Annotated in this window: 16 protein-coding genes and 3 pseudogenes; 5 read left to right on the forward strand and 14 right to left on the reverse strand. The window is 45.1% G+C overall.

The window, feature by feature from the left end; genetic code table 11:
• Positions 1–58: 58 nt before the first annotated feature.
• Positions 59–2,107, forward strand: coding sequence for a response regulator (locus tag BCU07_RS05055; protein ID WP_102427797.1), 2,049 nt, complete (start codon positions 59–61; stop codon positions 2,105–2,107).
• 150 nt (positions 2,108–2,257) lie between these two features.
• Here the strand turns inward: BCU07_RS05055 and cqsA are convergent, their stop codons facing one another.
• Positions 2,258–3,439, reverse strand: a complete 1,182-nt coding sequence (cqsA, locus tag BCU07_RS05060) for an alpha-hydroxyketone-type quorum-sensing autoinducer synthase (RefSeq protein WP_102427798.1) — start codon at positions 3,437–3,439, stop codon at positions 2,258–2,260.
• A gap of 275 nt (positions 3,440–3,714) precedes the next feature.
• A pseudogene (locus BCU07_RS05065) lies at positions 3,715–5,001 on the reverse strand (PLP-dependent aminotransferase family protein); the annotation flags it as partial.
• Between BCU07_RS05065 and BCU07_RS05070 the strand changes: the two are divergent.
• Positions 4,992–5,714: pseudogene (locus BCU07_RS05070) on the forward strand (DMT family transporter); the annotation flags it as partial. The pseudogenes BCU07_RS05065 and BCU07_RS05070 sit on opposite strands and share 10 nt — an antisense overlap.
• Positions 5,715–5,831: 117 nt before the next feature.
• Here BCU07_RS05070 and BCU07_RS05075 read toward each other — a convergent pair.
• A pseudogene (locus tag BCU07_RS05075) lies at positions 5,832–5,969 on the reverse strand (GTP-binding protein); the annotation flags it as partial.
• A gap of 449 nt (positions 5,970–6,418) precedes the next feature.
• On the opposite strand from BCU07_RS05075, the gene ihfA reads away from it, so the two are divergent.
• Positions 6,419–6,715, forward strand: a complete 297-nt coding sequence (gene ihfA / locus BCU07_RS05080; protein ID WP_004734853.1) for an integration host factor subunit alpha — start codon at positions 6,419–6,421, stop codon at positions 6,713–6,715.
• A gap of 172 nt (positions 6,716–6,887) precedes the next feature.
• Here the strand turns inward: ihfA and BCU07_RS05085 are convergent, their stop codons facing one another.
• Both BCU07_RS05085 and BCU07_RS05090 read right to left on the reverse strand, forming a co-directional pair.
• Complete coding sequence (locus BCU07_RS05085; RefSeq protein ID WP_102427801.1) at positions 6,888–7,883, reverse strand: ABC transporter substrate-binding protein; 996 nt, start codon at positions 7,881–7,883, stop codon at positions 6,888–6,890.
• A gap of 193 nt (positions 7,884–8,076) precedes the next feature.
• Complete coding sequence (locus BCU07_RS05090; RefSeq protein ID WP_017059130.1) at positions 8,077–8,853, reverse strand: RelA/SpoT domain-containing protein; 777 nt, start codon at positions 8,851–8,853, stop codon at positions 8,077–8,079.
• 324 nt (positions 8,854–9,177) lie between these two features.
• Between BCU07_RS05090 and BCU07_RS05095 the strand changes: the two genes are divergently transcribed.
• Entirely contained in the window at positions 9,178–9,831 is a 654-nt protein-coding gene (locus BCU07_RS05095) for a thiopurine S-methyltransferase (RefSeq protein WP_102427802.1), read from the forward strand.
• A 114-nt stretch (positions 9,832–9,945) separates the two neighbouring features.
• Here the strand turns inward: BCU07_RS05095 and purT are convergent, their stop codons facing one another.
• The 7 genes from purT to BCU07_RS05130 all read right to left on the reverse strand — a co-directional run bounded on the left by purT (position 9,946) and on the right by BCU07_RS05130 (position 17,120).
• Positions 9,946–11,121, reverse strand: coding sequence for a formate-dependent phosphoribosylglycinamide formyltransferase (gene purT / locus BCU07_RS05100; protein ID WP_017059132.1), 1,176 nt, complete (start codon positions 11,119–11,121; stop codon positions 9,946–9,948).
• A 167-nt stretch (positions 11,122–11,288) separates the two neighbouring features.
• Positions 11,289–12,176, reverse strand: a complete 888-nt coding sequence (gene cdd, locus BCU07_RS05105; protein WP_065676922.1) for a cytidine deaminase — start codon at positions 12,174–12,176, stop codon at positions 11,289–11,291.
• 286 nt (positions 12,177–12,462) lie between these two features.
• Entirely contained in the window at positions 12,463–13,140 is a 678-nt protein-coding gene (locus BCU07_RS05110) for an LrgB family protein (RefSeq protein ID WP_017059134.1), read from the reverse strand.
• A gap of 2 nt (positions 13,141–13,142) precedes the next feature.
• Positions 13,143–13,514, reverse strand: coding sequence for a CidA/LrgA family protein (locus BCU07_RS05115; RefSeq protein ID WP_004734867.1), 372 nt, complete (start codon positions 13,512–13,514; stop codon positions 13,143–13,145).
• A gap of 25 nt (positions 13,515–13,539) precedes the next feature.
• A complete protein-coding gene (sbcB, locus tag BCU07_RS05120) occupies positions 13,540–14,964 on the reverse strand; it encodes an exodeoxyribonuclease I (protein ID WP_017070926.1) in 1,425 nt (474 codons plus the stop codon).
• 206 nt (positions 14,965–15,170) lie between these two features.
• Positions 15,171–16,019: a sterol desaturase family protein gene (locus BCU07_RS05125; protein ID WP_102427803.1), complete on the reverse strand. Its 849-nt coding sequence runs from the start codon at positions 16,017–16,019 to the stop codon at positions 15,171–15,173.
• An 87-nt stretch (positions 16,020–16,106) separates the two neighbouring features.
• Positions 16,107–17,120, reverse strand: a complete 1,014-nt coding sequence (locus BCU07_RS05130; protein WP_102427804.1) for a DUF2804 domain-containing protein — start codon at positions 17,118–17,120, stop codon at positions 16,107–16,109.
• A 169-nt stretch (positions 17,121–17,289) separates the two neighbouring features.
• Between BCU07_RS05130 and BCU07_RS05135 the strand changes: the two genes are divergently transcribed.
• Positions 17,290–18,324: an AraC family transcriptional regulator gene (locus BCU07_RS05135; protein ID WP_102427805.1), complete on the forward strand. Its 1,035-nt coding sequence runs from the start codon at positions 17,290–17,292 to the stop codon at positions 18,322–18,324.
• Positions 18,325–18,328: 4 nt separating this feature from the next.
• Here BCU07_RS05135 and BCU07_RS05140 read toward each other — a convergent pair whose 3' ends face one another.
• The gene (locus BCU07_RS05140; RefSeq protein ID WP_102427806.1) at positions 18,329–19,279 is read right to left on the reverse strand and encodes a chromosome partitioning protein ParA; all 951 of its coding nucleotides are present in this window, start codon (positions 19,277–19,279) and stop codon (positions 18,329–18,331) included.
• 39 nt (positions 19,280–19,318) lie between these two features.
• Entirely contained in the window at positions 19,319–20,653 is a 1,335-nt protein-coding gene (locus BCU07_RS05145; protein WP_102427807.1) for a sphingomyelin phosphodiesterase, read from the reverse strand.
• Positions 20,654–20,827 lie beyond the last annotated feature (174 nt).

A 20,827-nucleotide genomic window follows, 5' to 3' on the forward strand; every position in this document is an offset into this window, starting at 1 on the left:
ATAAAAACCAAATCATAGAAATAATAAACGTCAGGGCTTAGAGAGCAAAGTATTTCGTATGAACGCGATTCGTAAAGTTTACCAGTACGCAGAACCGAATTTAACCCTCGTGGGTTGGATGGGCTTTGTCGGCTTCCCAATTTACTACATTGTGTGGGAGTTTTTGTTCCCGCAACCCTACGAAAACTTAGCGCTTCGCCTGTTTTGCTCGGTATTGTTCTTTGGCATTATATTTCGCAATCGCGTCCCATTTGAATGGCGAAAATACCTTCCGGCTTATTATCAAGTTGCCGTAACTATCTGTTTGCCAGGTTTCTTCTTCTACATGCTGCTAATGAATAATTGGTCCAACGTTTGGGTTATGTCATTCATGTCGGCTATTTTCCTCCATATTTTATTGGTGCACGTGACGAGAGTGATGTTTGCACAAACCTTTGCCGGTATTGGGATTGCTACCTTGTGCGCTTGGATTGCACAAGGCTTCTACCTCGAACTCACAATGGATTGGACGCATGTGCCAATCTTTTTGTTTATCTACTTATTCGGCAACTTGTTCTACTTCCGCAATCAGGTGGAACATGAAAACAAGGTGTCATTGGCGAAGTCTTTTGGTGCGGGTATTGCCCATGAGATGCGAAACCCTCTAAGCGGATTACTTACCTCTATTGATGTCATGCAGTCCATATTGCCGAACCCTAAAAGTGGCGATCAAAAAGGGCAATATGCGTTAAGCAATGAAGAAGTGATTCAGTTGCGTGAAGTGGGCGATGAAGCGATGGAGATCATTCATTCCGGTAACGAAACGATAGATCTGTTACTGACTTCAATTGATGAAAACCGAGTCTCTCGATCTACGTTTAAGAAGCATTCAGCGCAAGCGGTGGTTGAGGATGCGATAGACAGTTTCAATTACAAGCGCTCTGCTGATAAGTCAGCAATCTCCTTGGATGTGCAGAGTAACTTTGAGTTCTTGGGTAGCGACACCTTGTTGAAATACGTCATGTATAATCTGTTCAAGAATGCGTTCCATCATCGTAGCCCTGAAGATTTTCATATTCATGTCACCATGTTCAGTGATGAAGTGACGAACCAGATAATGGTGACGGATAACGGCTCTGGTATTTCGAGCGATATCATTCGTCGTATTTTCCAAGACTTTTACACCACAGGCCAGTCGGGTAATTACGGTTTAGGTTTGCCATTTTGTCAGAAGGTAATGCGCTCGTTTGGTGGTGAGATTAAATGCCAGTCTGAAGTGGATCAATGGACACAGTTCACGATGACTTTTCCATCTTTGTCTTCCCATTCGGTGAAAGAAATCAAGAATGAACTGACTAAACTTAAGACTGTGCTAATGGTGAGTGACCAGAAAGTTCTCACCAATAAAATGACTGAGGTAGCCCGTTTTATGGGTTTTGAGCTCACGGTGTTGGATGTAGCATCAGCGCTTAAAAATAAGGAATACCAGTTCGAATTCGACTTGATATTCGTTGACATGGAGAGCTTGGATTTAAGAGCAAGTTGCCTCGATAGGATTGAATCTTTACTTTCATTCACTGAAGCTCGAATCATCTATTTGTATGAACATCACCCAATTAAATGTGTCCGAAACGTTGCTTTTGAACCTATTTGGGTGGAGACACAAGTTTGGCTACTGAATACCAAGGCGACCATTGACCGTTTACTGTTTGACTCCAACTATGTGATGCCATCGGTTGCTGTAAAACCGTTAGAGGCTACCAATAAGCGCACGATCATGGTGGTCGATGACAACGAATCTCTGCGCCGATTTACCGCGATGTTATTGGAAAAACAGGGCTTTGATGTTGTGCAAAAAGAAGACGGACAACAAGCCTTAGATGCGCTTGATACCGACGAAATCGACTTGATCCTAATGGATATTGAAATGCCAATCATGGACGGTGTTGAAGCTTCTCGCCGAATTCGCAGTGCCGACAAAGAATACTCTTCGGTGCCGATTATTGCTCACACGGGTGACAGTTCTCCCGTTACCTTGGAAAAGATGGAATCATCAGGCATGTCGGACTTTATTGTTAAACCTGCCGATAAAAACCGACTGTTTGATAAAATTGCTCACTGGATTTAGCGGGTGTAATAGTCTGAAGTTCACGGCCATTGGGTAGACATAGATTCAAGAAAGAGCTCAGCGAATTGCTGGGCTCTTTTTGTATCGCGACATGATAGCGTCCATTCAGTCCTGCCGTTGGTGTTGGTTATAAATATGGTTCGAAAAAGGTTACACGAACTCTAACTCGGGGTGATGGTACGCTTCGTGACAAACCGTGAGCACATGGTCAATGTCTCTTGGTGTCATATCGGCATTCACTGAAAAACGGATGATGTTTTTGTTCTTGCCAGTCGCAGGGCGGCAGAATACCGCACCGAACACATCACGTTCTTCTAAGAAGTCTCGCACACGCTCCGTGTTTCTTTCATTGCCGCACTCTAGCGCTACAATTTGAGACTCACTGCGGATATTAAAGCCAATTCGCTTTAGCCCCGTAGTCAGCGACTTAGCCCGATTGAATAAGGCTTCTCGTTTGTCTTCCGCACCTTTGATCACCTCCAACGTTTTCTCTAAACGAACCACTTCTTGTGGTAACACTGTTGAGCTAAAAATCGCAGGGTACGCCACAAACGGCAAGGTTTTAGACAGTTGTTTAGGGCCAAGGATTGCCCCAGCGCGATAAGCAAAGGTTTTTGCCAAGCTAACGGTGATGAAGTCGACTTGGTTGGTGAGCCCCAATGCTTGCACTAAGCCTGCACCATTCTCTCCATGTGTACCCAGTGAATGGGATTCATCAACGACGACCGCACAATCAAACTCTTGCGCCATTTCGTAGATGTCGCGCAGTGGGGCAATGGTGCCTATTGTGCTGTAAACCGAGTCGACAACAATGACACCTGAGCCGTGGCGCTCTAACTGTTTGCGTAGGTGATTCATATTGTTATGCATAAACGGATGGGCAACTGCGCCGGCAGCCCGAATCCCTTCCCATAGCGACATGTGTGCAAGGAAATCAATACAAACAGGTGTGCCCGGTGGGCAGATGGTTTGCAATAGCCCAATATTGGCCGCCCAGCCCGATTGAGAAAGCAAACAGCTCTCCATTCCAACATAGTTCGCAAGCTTAGTTTCGAACGCAGGTTTAGACTGATCATCTTGTAAGAAAATGGCAGACATCACCACGTTGTCATCGTGCTCACAGATCGCCGCTTGATGGGCTTGTTGGATCTGTTTGTTGTTTGACAGCGCTAGGTAATCATTGCTCTGCATCACAACGGCACTGCGCTGGGGGCGTTTACCCAATACCAAATGCTTTTGGCTTTGGTTCTGGGTAATCAGGTCTTGAATATAGAAGTTCAAGCGTTCTTCGATAAAGGAAGGTAGTGGTTTGTTTTTTGTTTTATCACTCATAATAGTTCTCTTCAAATACAGGAAAACGCCAGCGCTGACGGCTGTATATTGACGATAAAAAGTGATGTGTCATTAGCCAAGTTGCATAATTTTGTGGGTGCTTGCAAACTCAGCATTTAAGGGTTTTGAGGCGAGTGGGTTTCCTTACGGTTCGGGGCTTTACCCGAATTAAGATAGGAATAATAGCCTTCTTTTTTATGACAAAAGGCTATTAGAATTCGGCATTCGAAGGCATTTAAAAAAGCGGATTTTGAAAGGCTACGTGCTACGTGCTGTTAGCTGTGAATATGGATAAGCTCGATTAAGGCATCCAATTGCTGCTTGGCTCCACCCTCTAACGAATACCCAATATTGATGCGTAAGCAATTGCTGTAAAGGTCGAGAGTGCTGAACAGGTGTCCAAGCCTAATATCAATGTTCTTCTCGGTAATGCCCTGAGCAAAGGCTGACTGGTTCAAGCTTGGGATTTGCAGCCAAAGCACCATGCCACCTTGTGGATTACTTATCTTCACATCTTGAGGAAGGTGCTGAGCCAAATAACTTAGGTATTGTTGGCGCAAAGACAAGATCTGAGTGCATCTTCTCCTCACGTGCTTAGCGTATTGGCCAGATCCAATAAAGTCAGCAACCGCAAGCTGAGTGGGCAGGGCAACGCCGTAGCTCGCAGCTGAGAACTGAGCCTTGTATTCGTTGATAAACCTGCCCGGCAAGCAGCATCCCAAACGGTAACTCGGTGACAAATTTTTCGATACTGATCCACACCATAAGACATATCCGCCTTTGTCGTAGTATTTCGCGGGGAGCGGCGTGTGTGAGGAGTAGGACAGTTCCAGATACACATCATCTTCAATGATTGGCACTCGATAGTGATTCGCTAATTCAGCCAGTTTCTGCTTTTGAGTGGCTGACATGTTGATCCCTTGAGGGTTCATATGAGAGGTACAAAAGATCGCGGCATCGACTTGTTTATTTTTCAAATGCGCTTCCAGTTGTTGCAAGTCGACACCATCATCTAGAGACGGGATCTCGATGATTTTTCGCGACATTTGTCCGAGCAATTCCAGAATACCGTTGAAACATGGCGAGCTAATAGCGATGGTGTCGCCTTCTTTGGTACACGATTCAAGTGCGGCCTTAATCGCAGACATACAGCCAGCCGTAATCACCATCTCTTCAGGTGAAAAGTGCACATCGAGCTTGGCAAAATGAGTGGATAATGCCTGTCGTAAAATCGGCTCACCTTGTGTATCTGGGTAATGGTTAAGCCTGTTGCTCATACGCCTAATAGCGCGACGAAAACTTCGTTCCAGTTCAACGATCGACTGCTCATCATTAGTGGTGCTCGAAACCCCTGAAGGCCCATTGATTGACTTGTGAGTCGATGAGGTTTGCCTAACGCTGGACACCTTACTCTCAAACTGTGCCCACTCTGGGGTTGAGTGAGCAGGTTTATGAGGAGAAACAAAATATCCCGCTTGCGGTCGAGAATGAATCCAACCTTGTGATTCCAGTTCTTGGTAGCAGCTCACCACGGTCGACATGCTGATCGCCTGTTGCTTGGCGCTACTTAGTCAGTTAAGGCTTTGTGTTCGGTGTGGGTATCTGGGGTATGGCTTCATGGTCGATCACTGCTGGTTTATCGTCTGGGCTTTCATCGGTCTTGCTTTCAACCAACGTATTAATCGGCATGGCGGTTGGCGTGTGGTTGTTCAAGGAGAGTGCTTCTATTCGTAAATTATTGGGTGCGATGCTAGCTATGTGTGCATTGGCGGTATTGGTATCTGCAGCTACGGGTAATGTCACCGTTAATGGCGTGATCTTGATTATGATTGCGGCGTGCAGTTGGACCTTGATGGGCGTGATTGTTAAGGCATCGAAAACCACTCAAGCTTTTGCGTTCAATGTCTGGGGGATGCTGTTTGCTCCAGTGCCATTTGCCGTGATGTTACACGGTGACCAAATAATCTGGCAGGGCATCGAACAATGGGATTGGAACACGACGATTGCGGTGCTGTTTCAAGCTTACCCAACCACGCTATTTGGTTATTGGGTATGGAATAAGCTGCTAATCCAATACCCTTTAAGCACGACCGCGTCGTTAACCTTGTTAGTGCCTATCTTCGCATTGATTAGCGGTTACTTTATGTATGATGAGGTGCTGTCTGTGGCTCAGGTTGTTGCATCAATACTGTTTCTTGTCGGGATTGGTTTGATTGTGAAACCTGCGAATACAACGAATACCAAAGCGACACAAACACTTGCTGAACAAAAATGATTGAAGAAAGCTGATATTGCATGAGCAGCTTTGAATGACAAATAAGACCTCGCACTTGTGAGGTCTTATTCTATGTCGAAGAAGTGAAGTTATTTAAATAACCAACTTACTAAGCAATCAACTAACCATACACGCAAGTAACTGGCTCTCAAGATCATCGTCTATTTCTAGACCGATCATTTCTATTCTGATTTCGATACACTCATCGAGTTCTGATTCCGTCAAGCCATCCTCTGTTAAGTTGTAACCGAAAACCTCAAAAGAACATAGGCTTTTATAAGTGAATTCGAATTAAATTCTGAAATGATACAAATCTTATATTTAATAACGCTTATTTAGTAACCTCTGTTGAGTCCCATATCAAATCAAGTGGCTGATTTTATTGGGTATCGGAGAAAAGTCTCAAAAATTATTATTTAGTTCGCTAAAGTTTTAAATTCTATTAATGGTTGTTTGTATGGAATATAACGCCATTTCGTTACTGTTGAGTAGATGGTTTTTAGCTATATATGTGAAATTTGAAGCGAGTTATCTTTCTGATTTGAAAGAATAATTAAATAGTTAAGATAAAAAAGTTGGCGAAAATCAGAAGCTTGGCATACACTTTCCTTGTAAATGACCTTATCTCATTGATTGAATAGGGTAAATGCTTTGGCGCTACTGGCGATGGTAGCAATGTTTAACATAGCTTTGAGGAAAGTTTTATGGCACTCACGAAGGCCGATTTGGCTGAGAACCTGTTTGAGACACTCGGATACAGCAAGCGGGATGCCAAGGAAACGGTGGAAGTGTTTTTCGAAGAAGTTCGTAAAGCGCTCGAAAATGGCGAACAGGTAAAACTGTCTGGTTTTGGTAATTTTGATCTTCGCGAGAAAAACGAGCGACCTGGTCGTAACCCGAAAACTGGTGAAGACATTCCAATTTCTGCTCGACGTGTTGTTACTTTTAGACCGGGACAAAAACTAAAGGCCCGTGTCGAAAATATTAAAATCGAGAAGTAGCCAAGCAATAGACCACGCCTAGCGTGGTCTTTTTGTATCTGCATAGAGTTTAAGCTAAACGCATTTCTTTAATTTTTAGTAACCTTTCTCAAACTCCATCTATTTACTGTCCGGTAAGAACTTGCTTTAGATGCGAAAACAGAGGCTAGGCCTCTGACTTTGAATCTTCACTCTAAAGGGCTTGTTGAACCTTACTTGCGATGTCTTCAGACACCCAAGGCTTCCATACCTGTGGTGAGCTTTCTAGAAAGTAATACATGGCTTCTTCGGCGTCGGCTTGGTTGTCTTCCATCCAGGCCAGCAACTCACTCATTTGTTTATTGGTAAAACCACGCTTTTCAAAGTATTGGTAGGCAAGAGGTTCGTTATTAGCAAAGGCTTCTGTGGTGATTGTGTGAACCGGTGCTGGTGGATACATGGTCACTTTAGGAGATTCACAATCAGGTTGTGTCGTACAGTTACGGAATTCCTCAATGTCAGTACCACTTCCGAAATCAACCTTCACCATTTCATACTTACCTAGCACAGGCGTAGGCGACCAGTAATATCCAAACCATGCTTTTTTGCGTTCGTAAGCTTTCGCTATCGTACCTGCTAAAGCGGCGCCTGAGCCGGGATCAACCATTTCAAAATTGTGATCTTCTAACTTAAGCGCATCGAACAGGTGACCGGAGGTAATCTGACAAGTCCAACCCGCAGGGCAGCTATAAAACGCAAACTTCTCATCATCTTCTGGGTGTTCAAACAGCTTTGCGTTTTTAATCACACCTTCAATGGTTGTAAGCTCTGGGTACTGTTCAACAAGGTAGTTTGGTACCCAGAAACCTTCTTCACCGCCGTTGACCAAAGACTTGCCCGCGTAACGTAGACGCTTATCCGCAACACCCTTATCCAACGCTTCTTTGATGCCATTAGTCCAAAGCTCTGGCGCAACATCAGGTTGACCTTTTTCAATCATTGACGTGCCCGTAGGGACGCTATCACCGGGGATTAAGTCCGCTTCACAGCCGTAGCCGTTATTCAAAATGAATTGGTCGACATGAGCAATAAGGCTCGCCGAGTTCCAGTTCATGTCTGCAATGGTGATCTTTCCGCATTCGTCAGCACTAGCGTGTACAGAAAACGCAGCAAGTAGCGCGATGGAAAGCATGGATTTGTTATTCTGCATTGACGTAATTCCTTTTCTTGTCAGAAGCTTATTCGCTATAGAAACAGAAATGTTCGACGGAGAAAAGAGACTGAGATCTAAATTTAAACGATCTGATTATTTGGGATAGGAAGTGGAGAGGCTACTCAACAAGTACTAAAAAGGGCTGCGAGTGCAGCCCTTGTGATGTTTATTGGAATAGCCTATCTATGTGTTAAGCCGCTTTAATGTGCGTTGTAATGTACGGTTGCCATGCTTGTTGGTAAAGCTCTAAAGATTGGCGTCGTAGGCTATTGATTTGTGCCGCTTCGATATCGTTGATTGGGCGATGTTCTGCAATTGCGTGACGCTCAATACCTTGGATAATTTCGTACAGCTCGTGCTCAGGACCACTTTTCACATCAGCAATCGCTTTTAAGTGAAGTTGAACCTCTGCAATGATGTTGGTTTTAGGCAAACGAACCAACAAGTTAAGGTCACGGTAACCAGAGTCAGCCGGCGATTTAAACTTATTTTTCAGCTTAACAACGTCTGCTTCACGGCTTAGCGCTTCGTAAACTTCAACCAAGCTCTCTACATCGTTCGCGATGATAGTTGCACGGGCTAAGTCGGTAATTTTTGTCACATCACCATCAAGCTCAAGGGCGATTTTTTCTTCTGCGCGAGCTTGAGATTTAACGCCAGCAAATAGCGCTTCAGAATTGGTGAGTAGGGCAGTACTTTTACAGATAGTTTCTAGTTCAGCTTGGCCTTGATGCGCTTTGCTGTACAAAATATCGAAGTCGGTGTAAGGCTGAGTCGGGCGTGAGTCGAAGGCTTTGATGCCGTAAAGGCCGCTCAAACTATGACGGAATACGTTTGAAGATACTTGGTTTTGCGCAGGAGTGCGCGTTTGATCTGTTGAACTTGTTGAAACAGGTGCTGCTGCGAATGCAGGCGCTCGGCTCAATACCAAAAGCATTAGGGCCGTCGTACGGAGAAATACACTCATTCAAACTCCAAAATACAAGGTTACAAAAAACGGGTAGTCAAAAGGGGTAACCAGTAACGCACAAGAGTAAAAACAGCTTAACTAAACTCACTACATATTAAATGGGGCTAGCTAAGACAGAAACCAACTCTAACGTTTAATATTGCTTTAAAATGTGAAGATATAGACAAATAATCCAACCGTTAGTTCCGCAATTATCAGAACTTTGAACTTAGCCAGTTTCTGACTTTATCGAAACCAATTTGGTACTTTAAACCAAGCTAAGGTTGCTCTTACCTCTCTATACTGTACCCTTGCATTATGACTGTTTAACATGAACGAAAGATGAATAATCCTGAATTTTGGCACAATAAATGGGCAGCCAACCAAATTGGTTTCCACCTCGAAGATGTAAACCCACTTCTGATTAAATTTTGGGAAAAGACTGAGCCTAGCTACGAGAAGAGTGTGTTTGTACCACTTTGTGGCAAAAGCGAAGATCTGATTTGGTTAGCGTCTAAGCATGAAGAGGTTCAAGGGGTTGAGCTTAGCCAAATCGCGGTACGCGCATTTTTCTCAGAGCATTTTTACACGCCGACGGTGACTCAAATCAGTGGTCAGCATGAGCTTTACCAATTCGATGAATTGAGTGTTTACACGGGAGACTACTTCACAGCGCCTATTCAGCCTGTTGACATTATTTATGACCGAGCTTCTTTAGTGGCATTGCCTGAAGAGATGCGAGTGCAGTATGTCGAGCGTTTGAAACAGCTACTGAAACCGGGTGGTAAGATTCTTTTGGTAACACTGGATTACGACCAAAACGAAATGGCTGGGCCTCCGTTTAGCGTGCCTAAGCTAGAAATCGATCAGTTGTTCGCAGGTTATAAGATCACATTGTTGAATCAGGACATCGCAGACGATGAACATCCGAAGATTGCTAAGAAAGGTTTGTCTCGCTTCTGTGAAGAAGTGTATTTGATTGAGTCAGACGCTTAAGTTCAGTCTGCTTAGTTAAGCCAACAGATAACACCAACAAAAAGACGGGCTCGATAGCCCGTCTTTTTTATTGTTCAGATTTGAACTCGTGATTGTTCAGAATTGAATAGCAGGTTAGTAAATCACTTTTACTTTTGACGCGCTCTCAATTGCATCTTCAATCGCTGTCTCAGTGCTGTTGCGACGAGTAAGCGCCACACCTAAACGACGGCGACCATCGATATCAGGCTTACCAAACAGGCGAACTTGTGTTTGTGGTGCGTCTAGCGCCTCTGTAAGACCTTCAAAACGAATGTTAGTTGAAGTGCCTTGGCCTAGAATAACCGCTGATGCACAAGGGCCGTATTGCGTGATGGATTTGATCGGCATACCCGTAAAGGCTCGTACGTGCAGTGCGAATTCCGATGAGTCTTGAGACATCAATGTTACTAGGCCTGTATCGTGTGGGCGAGGGGATACTTCGTTGAAGATAACGTGATCGCCTTTAACAAACAGCTCGACACCAAAGATACCGTGGCCACCTAGTGCATTAACCACTTGTTCAGCCGTGTATTGCGCCGCTTTAAGTGCGTTGTCTGACATCACTTGTGGCTGCCATGATTCGCGGTAATCACCGTCTTCTTGGCGGTGACCGATAGGCGCACAGAAGTGAACACCATCGACTGCGCGAACGGTAAGTAGCGTAATTTCGTAATCGAAGTCGATGAAGCCTTCAACGATTACACGACCCGCGCCAGTACGACCGCCTTCTTGTGCGTAGTCCCAAGACTTCTGAATGTCTTCCTCTGTTTTGATAACGCTTTGGCCTTTACCTGAAGAGCTCATTACTGGCTTAACAACGCAAGGCATGCCCACGAATTCAACAGCGGCTGAGAAATCTTCAAAGGTGTCTGCGAAGCGGTAAGGAGAAGTGCTCAGTTTTAGTTCTTCTGCCGCTAGACGACGGATACCTTCGCGGTTCATCGTTAGCTTGGTCGCATTCGCAGTTGGAACGACATTTAAGCCTTGCGCTTCTAGCTCTACCAACTTGCTGGTGGCAATAGCTTCAATTTCAGGAACCACATAATCTGGCTTTTCTAGTTCAATGATCGCTTGAAGTGCATCGCCGTCTAACATGTCTAATACATGGCTACGATGCGCAACTTGCATCGCTGGTGCGTCTGCATAACGGTCACAAGCAATAACTTCCAAACCTAAACGTTGGCACTCGATAGCAACTTCTTTGCCGAGTTCACCTGAACCTAATAGAAGTACACGAGTAGCATTTTCACGAGTAGCAGTACCAAACATAGAAATTCCTTCCGATCTTTTGAACGATTGATTGAAAACGGGGTGATCATACTTATTTCAATGATAAAAGCAAACGTTTGCGCAAGTTGTTGCGTTAATTACAGGCATAAAAAAATCAGCCCTGTTAAATAGGGCTGATTATTTGAATTTATGTTAATCAGATGTACTTAGATTGCTAAGTAAGTCACTGGAATGTCGGGATTAATCGCTTCTAATGTAGATTGCGTATCCGCTAGGTGACTGATGCTACCTTCTGCGATTTCAACCAAAGCAGCACTTTCAATTTGTTCGAAATCGAAGCCAGCCAGTTTAAGTTGAATTAACGCGACTTGCAGAGGAGGTAGGCTCGGGTTGAACGCTGCATTTTCTGCGTAAGCACCCGTGAAAATCTCACCTGACGTCAGTTGTAATGAAACACCACTTAGGTTTTTGGTGTAAGGAGCATGGCTGCGGTTTAGTGCTGCTAGCGCCTCTACAACAATAGGTGTTGTTTCTTCGGTCGTGTACTTATGATCAAGCTTTGTCATTAGGCCAGTTGTTACCCCTAAATCAGCAGGGCCGAACGAGTCTGGTAGGTACTCTTGCAGAGACATTTCATCACGTTGTGGAAGCTGAACTTTAAGTTCTTTTGCTGTTGTCAGTTCGTTCATGAATTGACGACAGTGACCACAAGGACTGAAGTTGATGGTGATATCTGAGATACCTTGCTCGCCTTTCATCCAAGCGTGGCTGATTGCAGATTGCTCAGCGTGTACTGTTTGGCCAAGTTGAGCACCAGCAATTTCAAGGTTTGCACCAAAATACAGAGTACCAGACAAACCACGCACGATAGCACCAACATAAAAGTCAGATAACGGAGCGTAAGAATACGCTGCGGCAAAAGGAAGTAGCGCAATACGTAGCTCGTCATCCGCTAGACCACTTGCTTGCAGTAGGCTAGCAAATTGTTCTGGAGACAATGTCGCGTCAAAGTTGTCTGCTAATACGATGTCACTCAAAAGTGCTTTGATTGCTGTTGGAGCACTTTCCAGCGCCAGGGTAATACGACTGTTCATGTTGAATCCTTAATTGACCTTAGGCTTTAATTCTATGCAATGCTCAGGAATTTTCTGTGACCTTTATCACTACTGCGTTGTTGTTGTTACATTGGTTTGCATAATTAGAGTGAGGTCACACTTGAAATCGATTACAAGAGCCATTTATACAGCTGATATCGCACTTATTGCTCGTAAAAGACCGTGACTTGACTGCTATTGCTAAATAAATGCGAATAAAAAGCCCAAACAGACACTGTAATAAACAGCATTCTGGTTGGGCTGAATCGCGTAGTGATCGTTTAGGTTAAGAGTAGAACCAAACCACGAGCGAAAATATACTCGGTGCGATGATTGAGGTAATGACGCCACAAAGCACAAGAGCCAAAGAACTGAATGCTGCATCTTCCTGATTCTTTTCCGCACAAGTCGCGGTGCCTAAAGCGTGAGACACGGTACCCATGGTTAAACCACGGGCGATCGGGCTCTTAATACCAATGAGGTTGTAGATTGGGTAAGCAAAAATTGCCCCAAATAGACCCACAATCAATACCAGTATTGCCGCAATCGCTGCTTCACCACCTAAATGGCTCGATACTTCCATTGCAATTGGCGTGGTGACTGATTTGCCTAACAAGCTCGCAATCAAAGTTAAGTCCGCTTTAAATGCTACTGCGATCACTGCCGTTGTTGTCATCGACATCACACTGCCTAGCGTGCACGCAAAGGTAATGATGCGCCAGTTGGCTCTGATTTGAGGTAGCTGCTCATAAAGTGGGTAAGCAAGTGCAACAACCGCAGGCTGCAGCATGTAGGTAATCCAAGTGTTGTCAGCATAGTAAGTCTCAAACGGTACTCTAAAGAACGTGAGAATCGGAATGATGATACCAATGCTGATAAGCAGGGGGTTACACAGCGGCGAGTTTACTTTTTGACTTACCCAGCGAGCAAATAGGAATACCACGATGGTGAGTAGAATCCACATGATCAGTTACCTCTCGAAAGCAAGCGGTCTAAGAACCATGATAAGGATACTAACACCAATAATGTGCCACCAACGGCGCTCGCCATAATTGGCAATGCGTTCGCGATGAGCATGTCGAAGTGATCCATCAACCCAACACTGATCGGAACAAACAGTAAGATCATTAGGCGGATAATTAAGCTTGCGCCGGGTTGTACCCAGTGCGAAGGAACAATACCAATCACCATGGCGGCAAACAGAATCAACATGCCAAAAATACTGCCAGGGATTGAGGTATCCAAAAAGTGCTGTAACGCGTTACCTGCTGTAAGTGCACCTATGATTAAGGTGAAGGAGATTAAGCAGTAAACCAGTTGGATCAATCTTTCTTTCAAAGTGTTACGTCTCTTGATAATGGAATTAGCTAGCTAACTTTTCTACGTACTGATAAACCGCCTTCAAGATAGCCATTTTCTTCTCGTCGCTTTCATGTTCGTGCGCGAGGTTTTCAAGGTTGAGCATGTACTCTTCTAAACGGCACTCATAAAACTCACGACAATGGTTCGCCCATTTCAATTGCTCAGCTTCGTCGAGCGTCCATGGGAAGTTACGCGCACGGTAACGGAACAGTAACGGTTTAATTCGTTCGTCACTGAAGGTGATATCCAAAGCCGCCAAGTTGTTCGGGTCAGTTTCGCGAATGATGTTCATCGCTGTTTTATCAGCAGGTGAAAAGAAACCGTCGTAAAGGTGTGTATCAACATCATCACTCTTTTCGTACTCGCGCTCTTGTGAATACAGGCCGATCAGTTTTTCGCGGATCTCTGGGTGTTCGCGCAGCAGTGCCAAGTTTTTCAGGCATTGTTGGCGATCGATACCGATGGTTTCAGCATTTTCAGCCGTTAGCGTTTTGGCTGGAGCAAGAATAGGGCACTTGTTTAGCTGAACCAATTTGATGGGTACGGGTAGTTCGTCTTCACCCAGTTCACTGCGTTTGGTATAGAGCCTTTCTCTGAGTTCATCAGCGTCCAGTTCTAACAGTGGGCTTGGATCTTTGGCTAAATCAACCACGATAACCGCATTTTGATTGGTTGGGTGCCAAGCCATAGGCACAATCCAGCTGGTGTAGTTGCAGTCACGGCCAAACATGCCTGAAACGTGCATTAATGGTGTCATGTTTACGATATCAACCAGATCATTCAGCTTACGCTTATGACGCATGTTGTAAAGGTAATCGAACATCTTAGGTTGCGCAGCTTTCAGCTTCTTCGCTAACTCGATGGTCGCAATAACATCGGCCATCGCATCGTGCGCGTTCTCATGTTCAATGCCGTTTGCCACAGATAGGTGTTCCAGTTTGAAGCTTGGATAACCTTCTTCGTTCTCTGGCCAAACAATGCCTTCAGGGCGCAGTGCGTGAACAGCGCGCATTACATCTAATAAATCCCAACGCGAGTTGCCGTTCTGCCAGCTCCACGCATATGGGTCGATGAAGTTTCGGTAGCAGGTGTAACGCGTTACCTCGTCATCGAATCGAATACTGTTGTAGCCAAGGCTTGTGGTGTTTGGTTTGGCTAACTCAGCATGGATCTTAGCGATAAACTCTGGTTCAGGAAGACCTTGTGAAGCCGCTTTTTGTGGTGTGATACGGGTGATCAGTGCAGCTTCAGGCGCAGGGAGGTAATCAGCGGGAGGTTGGCAATAGATAACCAGAGGCTCTCCAATAACATTGAAATCTTGGTCGGTACGAACACCCGCAAACTGACTCGGACGGTCTTTTGCTGGGCTAACGCCCCATGTTTCGTAATCGAAAAAGAAGTAGGTTGGCTGATTATCTGAACTCATTGAATTTCCTGAACAGCAAGCGCGGAACGTTTACTGTGGCTGAAGGTTAGTTTTGTTCAGTATCTGATAGTATGCGGTACGCGTGCAACCCAGATCACAAATAAATTGCCGGAAAACGGTGCTTTACTATTCAATCGAGTCAGTGGGGAAGGTTTTGAAACCAATTGAGGCGGTTTCTTAGTTAATACAATCTGTCTATCGTCCGTTTAATCCGATGGAGGCGAGAGTATCAACTGGACTTTCTGCTTCATGGTTAACTCTCGGTTCTTCAAATCTTTGAATATGGCCTTCCATTCTTGAAAGGTGACCACTATCGGATTAAAACTGTTCACGGGTTTGGTGACGCCGTAACGCACGGTTTCAACTTCAGGTTCGAACGTACCAAACAACTTATCCCAAATGATCAAAACACCGGCGTAGTTCTTATCGATGTATTGCGGGTTTTTGCCGTGATGTACTCGATGATGCGAAGGGGTGTTAAAGATGTATTCAAGTGGTCCCAAGCTTCGTATCCATTGTGTATGGACAAAGAACTGCAAACCTAGATTCAGAAGCACCACAAAGATGACCCATTTAGGGTCAAAACCTATGATGACCAACGGTACCCAGAATAGCCACATCCCAGCAAGTGGGTACATTAAGCTTTGACGGAAAGCCGTACTGAAGTTCATCTGTTCTGAGCTGTGGTGCGCGACGTGTGCTGCCCACATCCAGCGAACACGATGGCTTGCTCTGTGGAACCAGTAATAGCAAAAGTCTTGCAACACCATCAATACAATGAAACTCAGCACGCCCATTTCAATGTCCATTAAGCGCCAGCCGAATAGCCAAAGATACAGCTGCACGACCAATAACCCGGTGAGCAAATCGGAGAGTTGATGCATTCCCGCCAGCGTGAAATTACACATCACTTCTGAAAGCTTATAGCTGGAGTTATCAGGCAGTCGACCTTGCTTCTGACCGATAAAATACTCAGCCAACATGCACACCACGAACAAGGGCGCTAATACCAGCAGTAGCCATTCTGGGTAATTGATTAATGCGTCGATATTCATGTTTTATCCTTGTTGAGACGCCATACGCGTTCTTAGTATCAAGTTTACTTAGACTTGCTCGCCTGAAATTCAGTTAGCAAAATTTCGCTACCAGCGAGCAAAGTGATCTTCTGTTAGGCCAAGAACACCATCGAGTTGATGTGTCACTCCATTGTTGTCTTCAATCGAGCCAGAAAAGTGACCAATGAACTGACGAAAGTTACTTTTTAACAGCCATAAATTGAGCTTTTCGCTGCGATTATTTAAGGGCGTAAAGGTCAGGTTTATACGTCCATCTTGTGATGTTATCTGCCAAGGTAAATTGGTGTCTTGGCGACTAAACGCAAACTGTACCGGGTTAAGTAAGTGCCGAGTTCCATTGATCCATAAAACGTTCTCGCAGCCTCCGGTTTCATTGACGCCTGCTGCGAGGTTCAAGCCAATATCTGTCCCATTGGATTGCGTGTTGATGCTTGCCCAGCGCCAACTGGTTTCACGTCTCATGTAACCCGCTGAAAAGTCATAACCGGCACGAGCTTGTTCAAGAACGAGTGATTCTCCCTTGATTTGGATTTCACCGCTGATGCGCAAAGCATTGTGCTTTTGGGTGTAAGTCCAACCTGAATAACCCGTTGGGCTGCACATCGCCAAGGGCAAGCTGTCGGCTTTAGGCTCTAAAGCGATATCGGCCTTGATGAGTTTGGTATTCAATCGAACTTGCCATTGCCCGCCTTCGATATCGAAAGCAATGCTTTGGCCTGCAATGCTTGTCTTGCCTTCAAATGGCGAAGCGGTAACTTGTTTATCAAACCCTAATGGCCTCAACCAAGATGACTCTTCTAGATGGTTGTTTTCAATATCGTACAGATAACAAAATGCCGAGCCCAAGTAGCGAATATCCGCGATAGCGACACCAATAATGTGCGTGTCGGTGACGATGCTGACAAATTGAAATTGTTTGTAGTGGAAGTGCTTCTGCCAAAGATTTGCTTTTGCATCCATCGAGTTTCGGTAGTCAAAGCTCTCGATGTTCAGGTGTTTGGGGATGCCATCGAAATGTCCAATGATCGGCTGACCATTAGAATCAATCAAACTGTGTGGGGCTGGGTTCGTTTTTATCATTGCGATGGTTCACATTAATTTAACAACTAAAGCCATTGTGCGATGAGTAGCGTAGAATTGGGAGGTCATATTCGGACAAGAGCGCGTTACCAATCACGATTTTGTTAGTAGTGTTGTTGAAGCTGAGTAGTCATGTTTATGGGAATGGGCTCGATATAAGGAGAGACGATTGGAGATTATTGCGGAGTATAAGCCGACCGGACATCGGCATCAGTTGGGTACATTAGATATCGCGCTGCTGTTGAATACGTTAGAGCAACGAGGTATCGATATTGAAAGGCTACTCAATGATGTGGGTTTGCCGAACATGGATTGGCGAGACCCGAATGGAAAGCTGACTTACGCTGATAAACTTGCGTTATTTAGCGCGGCGAATCAGAGCTTTCCTCACGATGGCTTAGGGCTTTGGCTGGGGGAACACGCTAGCTTGAGCCACTTTGGTGTGTTGGGTTATGCGCTATCGACCAGTCAAAATGTCGGGGAGGCCATCAAGTCGGGCTTTAAATATCTGCGCCTGAATGGTCCTATTTTCTCGGTTAAATTATTTCTAGATTCCGAGCAAGCAGTGATTCAGATTGAGAACACCTTGGAAGTGGGCGATCTGCTACCTTTCTGCAGTGAGTATTTCTTGAGTTCAATCGTCTCTTTGTTCAAAGAACTGACTGGTCATGAGTTGGATATTCATACTTTGGCTTTGCCTTATGCTCGCCCTAATTACACCAAGCTTTATGACGAGCGTTTCCAGTGCCCGGTGATTTTTGAACAAAACCATTGTGAACTGCGTTTTGATGCCTCGGTTTTATCACAAACCTTATTGACTCATGATGCCGCAACACTGAAGCGCTATCTTGCGTCTTGCCAGTCGATAGTGGAAACGCTGGACTCTGAGCATCTGCTGACTAACCAAATCAAAACGATCTTTTATCAAACCGCAGGCAGTTTCCCGAATATTGAACAACTCGCGGATGAGTTTGGTTGTAGCTCTCGTACACTCAGGCGAGAGCTAGTGACCCATGATTCCAGTTATCAAATATTGCTTACCGAAGTTCGAGTGGAACTGGCCAAAGAGCTGTTACTCGGCACAACCATGAGTATCGATGATATCGGTGAAAGGCTCGGTTATAGCGACCCCGCAAATTTCAGAAGGGCGTTTAAAGGTTGGCTTAATAAAACGCCCGCGCAGTTTCGTGACGGTTTAAGTTAAAGCGTTACTTGCTAAAAAACTGTTCTCTGAAATCGGTGACTTGCTGCTGATAGTAACTGTCCCAATCTTGTTGAGTCCAAGTGGCATAACTTGATGAACGCTGAGAGCCTAAGGTCGCTTTGAGCTGATCCAGTTGCACGTGATAACTCATCACGGTTTGTTGCTGTTGTGCGACTTGTTGTTCTCGCGCGGCAATGTTGCTGGCCTGCGCTTCATCTAAGTAGGCATCTTGAAGGTCGGCTTTGACTGATGCTACTTCAGCAGGGCTATAGCTGCTGGGTATCAAAGATACTGCCAGTTCATATTTTTGAAGCTGTGTTTCGGCGTTTAACGTGCCCGTATTGTTTTGCCATTCACTAAGCAAATCTTGATAGTTGGCCAAAAACTGGCTCGCTTCGTTCTCTTCAAGGGTGTTGGCGTCAAGCGTAAAATCCAGATGAGCAAACTGGTCAGCGAATAGCTGGTGGGCCAACTCTCCCCATACTTGCTGTGCAGATTGCTTGAATAAGGCAACACGATCTTCAAGAGTCTCTATGGATTCAAGTGGGATAGTGCTTTGTGTTAATTGCCAGTCAGCCGATAGCTGCGGATAGTCGCTCAGTAACTCAAACCATATGCCCGGCAATTCTGATTTCAATCGTGCGAGTTGCTTTGCGCAGTCATCGCGTTGTTGGCAAAGCTTCCAGAACCCATCGAGTTCATCGAACAAAGCCTTGCCTTCAAGCTCACTCAAGTTTTCAGCAAGAATTTTACCGTCCAGTGCTCCAGCTTGGGCTTGATTGCTGTGCGATGCGGAGTTTTCCGAACTAGCGGTTGCAGTAGGCGTGGAATTATCGTCATTAGTTGTCGTAGAAACACGCGGCTTAGGTTCTGTGTGTTGAGCAGAAGATAGCGCTGTTTCGTTCGTTTTTGATGACCAAGAATAGCCAATAATGCTCGCCGTTAAGACGAGCATTAGGGTTAATATAACTCGATGCATTATGCGTTCACCGAGTTACTTAATGACGGCGCTAACAGGGAAGTGGTCTGAAAGGTTGTAGTGCTTCCATAACTCACTGCTTGTTGATCTTGGGACATCCACACGATTGTCGTTATGAGCTTTGGCGGCATATTCCGAGCTCACTACCACATAATCGAGATACTCAACGTTTTCACCACCCGACATAGGTTCACCCGCAAAGTTGTTGATGCGTGGGTCAAAGGTAGAAGCGGTGTAACCTGAGTAGGTTGGTTCGTCAGCTTGCAGGTTAGCGAACATCTGTTGGTAGTCGTCTGGGAACTTGAGCTTGTTCACGTTGAAGTCACCGCTGTAAACCACAGTTTCTGATGCCGGGATATTCAGAGACTGCGCCAGTGCACGCATCTGCTTGAATTGACGTTGTCGGTAATCACGAGCGGTGTCCGTATCGAATGATGCCGTGTGGGTACCGAAAACATGGTAAGCCTGACCATTCTTGATAACTTCCGCGTAGTTAACACCTTTATCAGCAAAGCAATCTGTGCCCGTGCAATCAGGGAAAACATACTGCGCTTCATTAACGATAGGATAGCGGCTGACAATGATCACACCACCGTCGTATATGTTAATCCCATCTTTATCGAGCATTTTAGTTTGATAAGGATACTCTTTCGCAAGCTCACGCAAGAACTCATCTCTGCCGTTAGCAAACACCTCTTGAAGCGCCAACACGTCATAGCCCTTTACATATTGAGGGAGTAGGTCATAGCGGTCACCAATATGTGAAGCGATGGCAGGCAGCGCCCAGATGTTGTAAGTCATGACCTTGAGTGTATTGGCATCCGGCTCTGGTTGCTCATCCACTTTTGGTGGGGTGATGGTGTAATAAATATCATCATAGCGCGCTGTAGAATCGGCTTTGAGGGCTAGCTCTGCATTGACCCCGAACGCATCGGTTGTGCTGCGATGAATATTACGATCGTCATGCAATGTTAGGTTGACGTCTGCGGCACTCAAACCATGTTGCAGTGTCGAGTTATACCAATGTCCCTTCATGGTTTGGTTGAGCGTGACACTTTCGCCCACAGCGTTTGATACCACAGTGTCAAACTCATAGGTCTTCCCAGATTTCACACCAGTCCAGCGGTTGAAACTTATCAGCTTCTTCGTCTCCCAAGGACCAATCTGTTCAACATGCTGTTGCCACTCATCACCGAGTTGAAGTAGGTCGGTACCAGTGTGGTTGGCTTGAATGGTCATCACTTGATTGGTGTTATTGGTGAGATACACGTCGGTGTCTGCGATCGCAGAGGTCGAAGCGATTGATGTGGATGCCACAAGTGCAGCTAACCAAGTCCATTGAGTTTTCATCGTTTACGTTATCCTTATTGATTGATGTCTAGAATAACGTAGTCAAGAGTTATGACATTGGAGTTATAACTCTATGGCATTTATTCAAATATGAGATATATGCCAAGGTTTTATAAAATTGATTAACCATTGAAAATTAACATATTGTCTTATCGGAATGATAAGTGGTAAGCG

This window comes from Vibrio sp. 10N.261.54.E10, from assembly GCF_002877735.2.
GTDB classification, from domain to species: Bacteria; Pseudomonadota; Gammaproteobacteria; order Enterobacterales; family Vibrionaceae; genus Vibrio; species Vibrio crassostreae_C.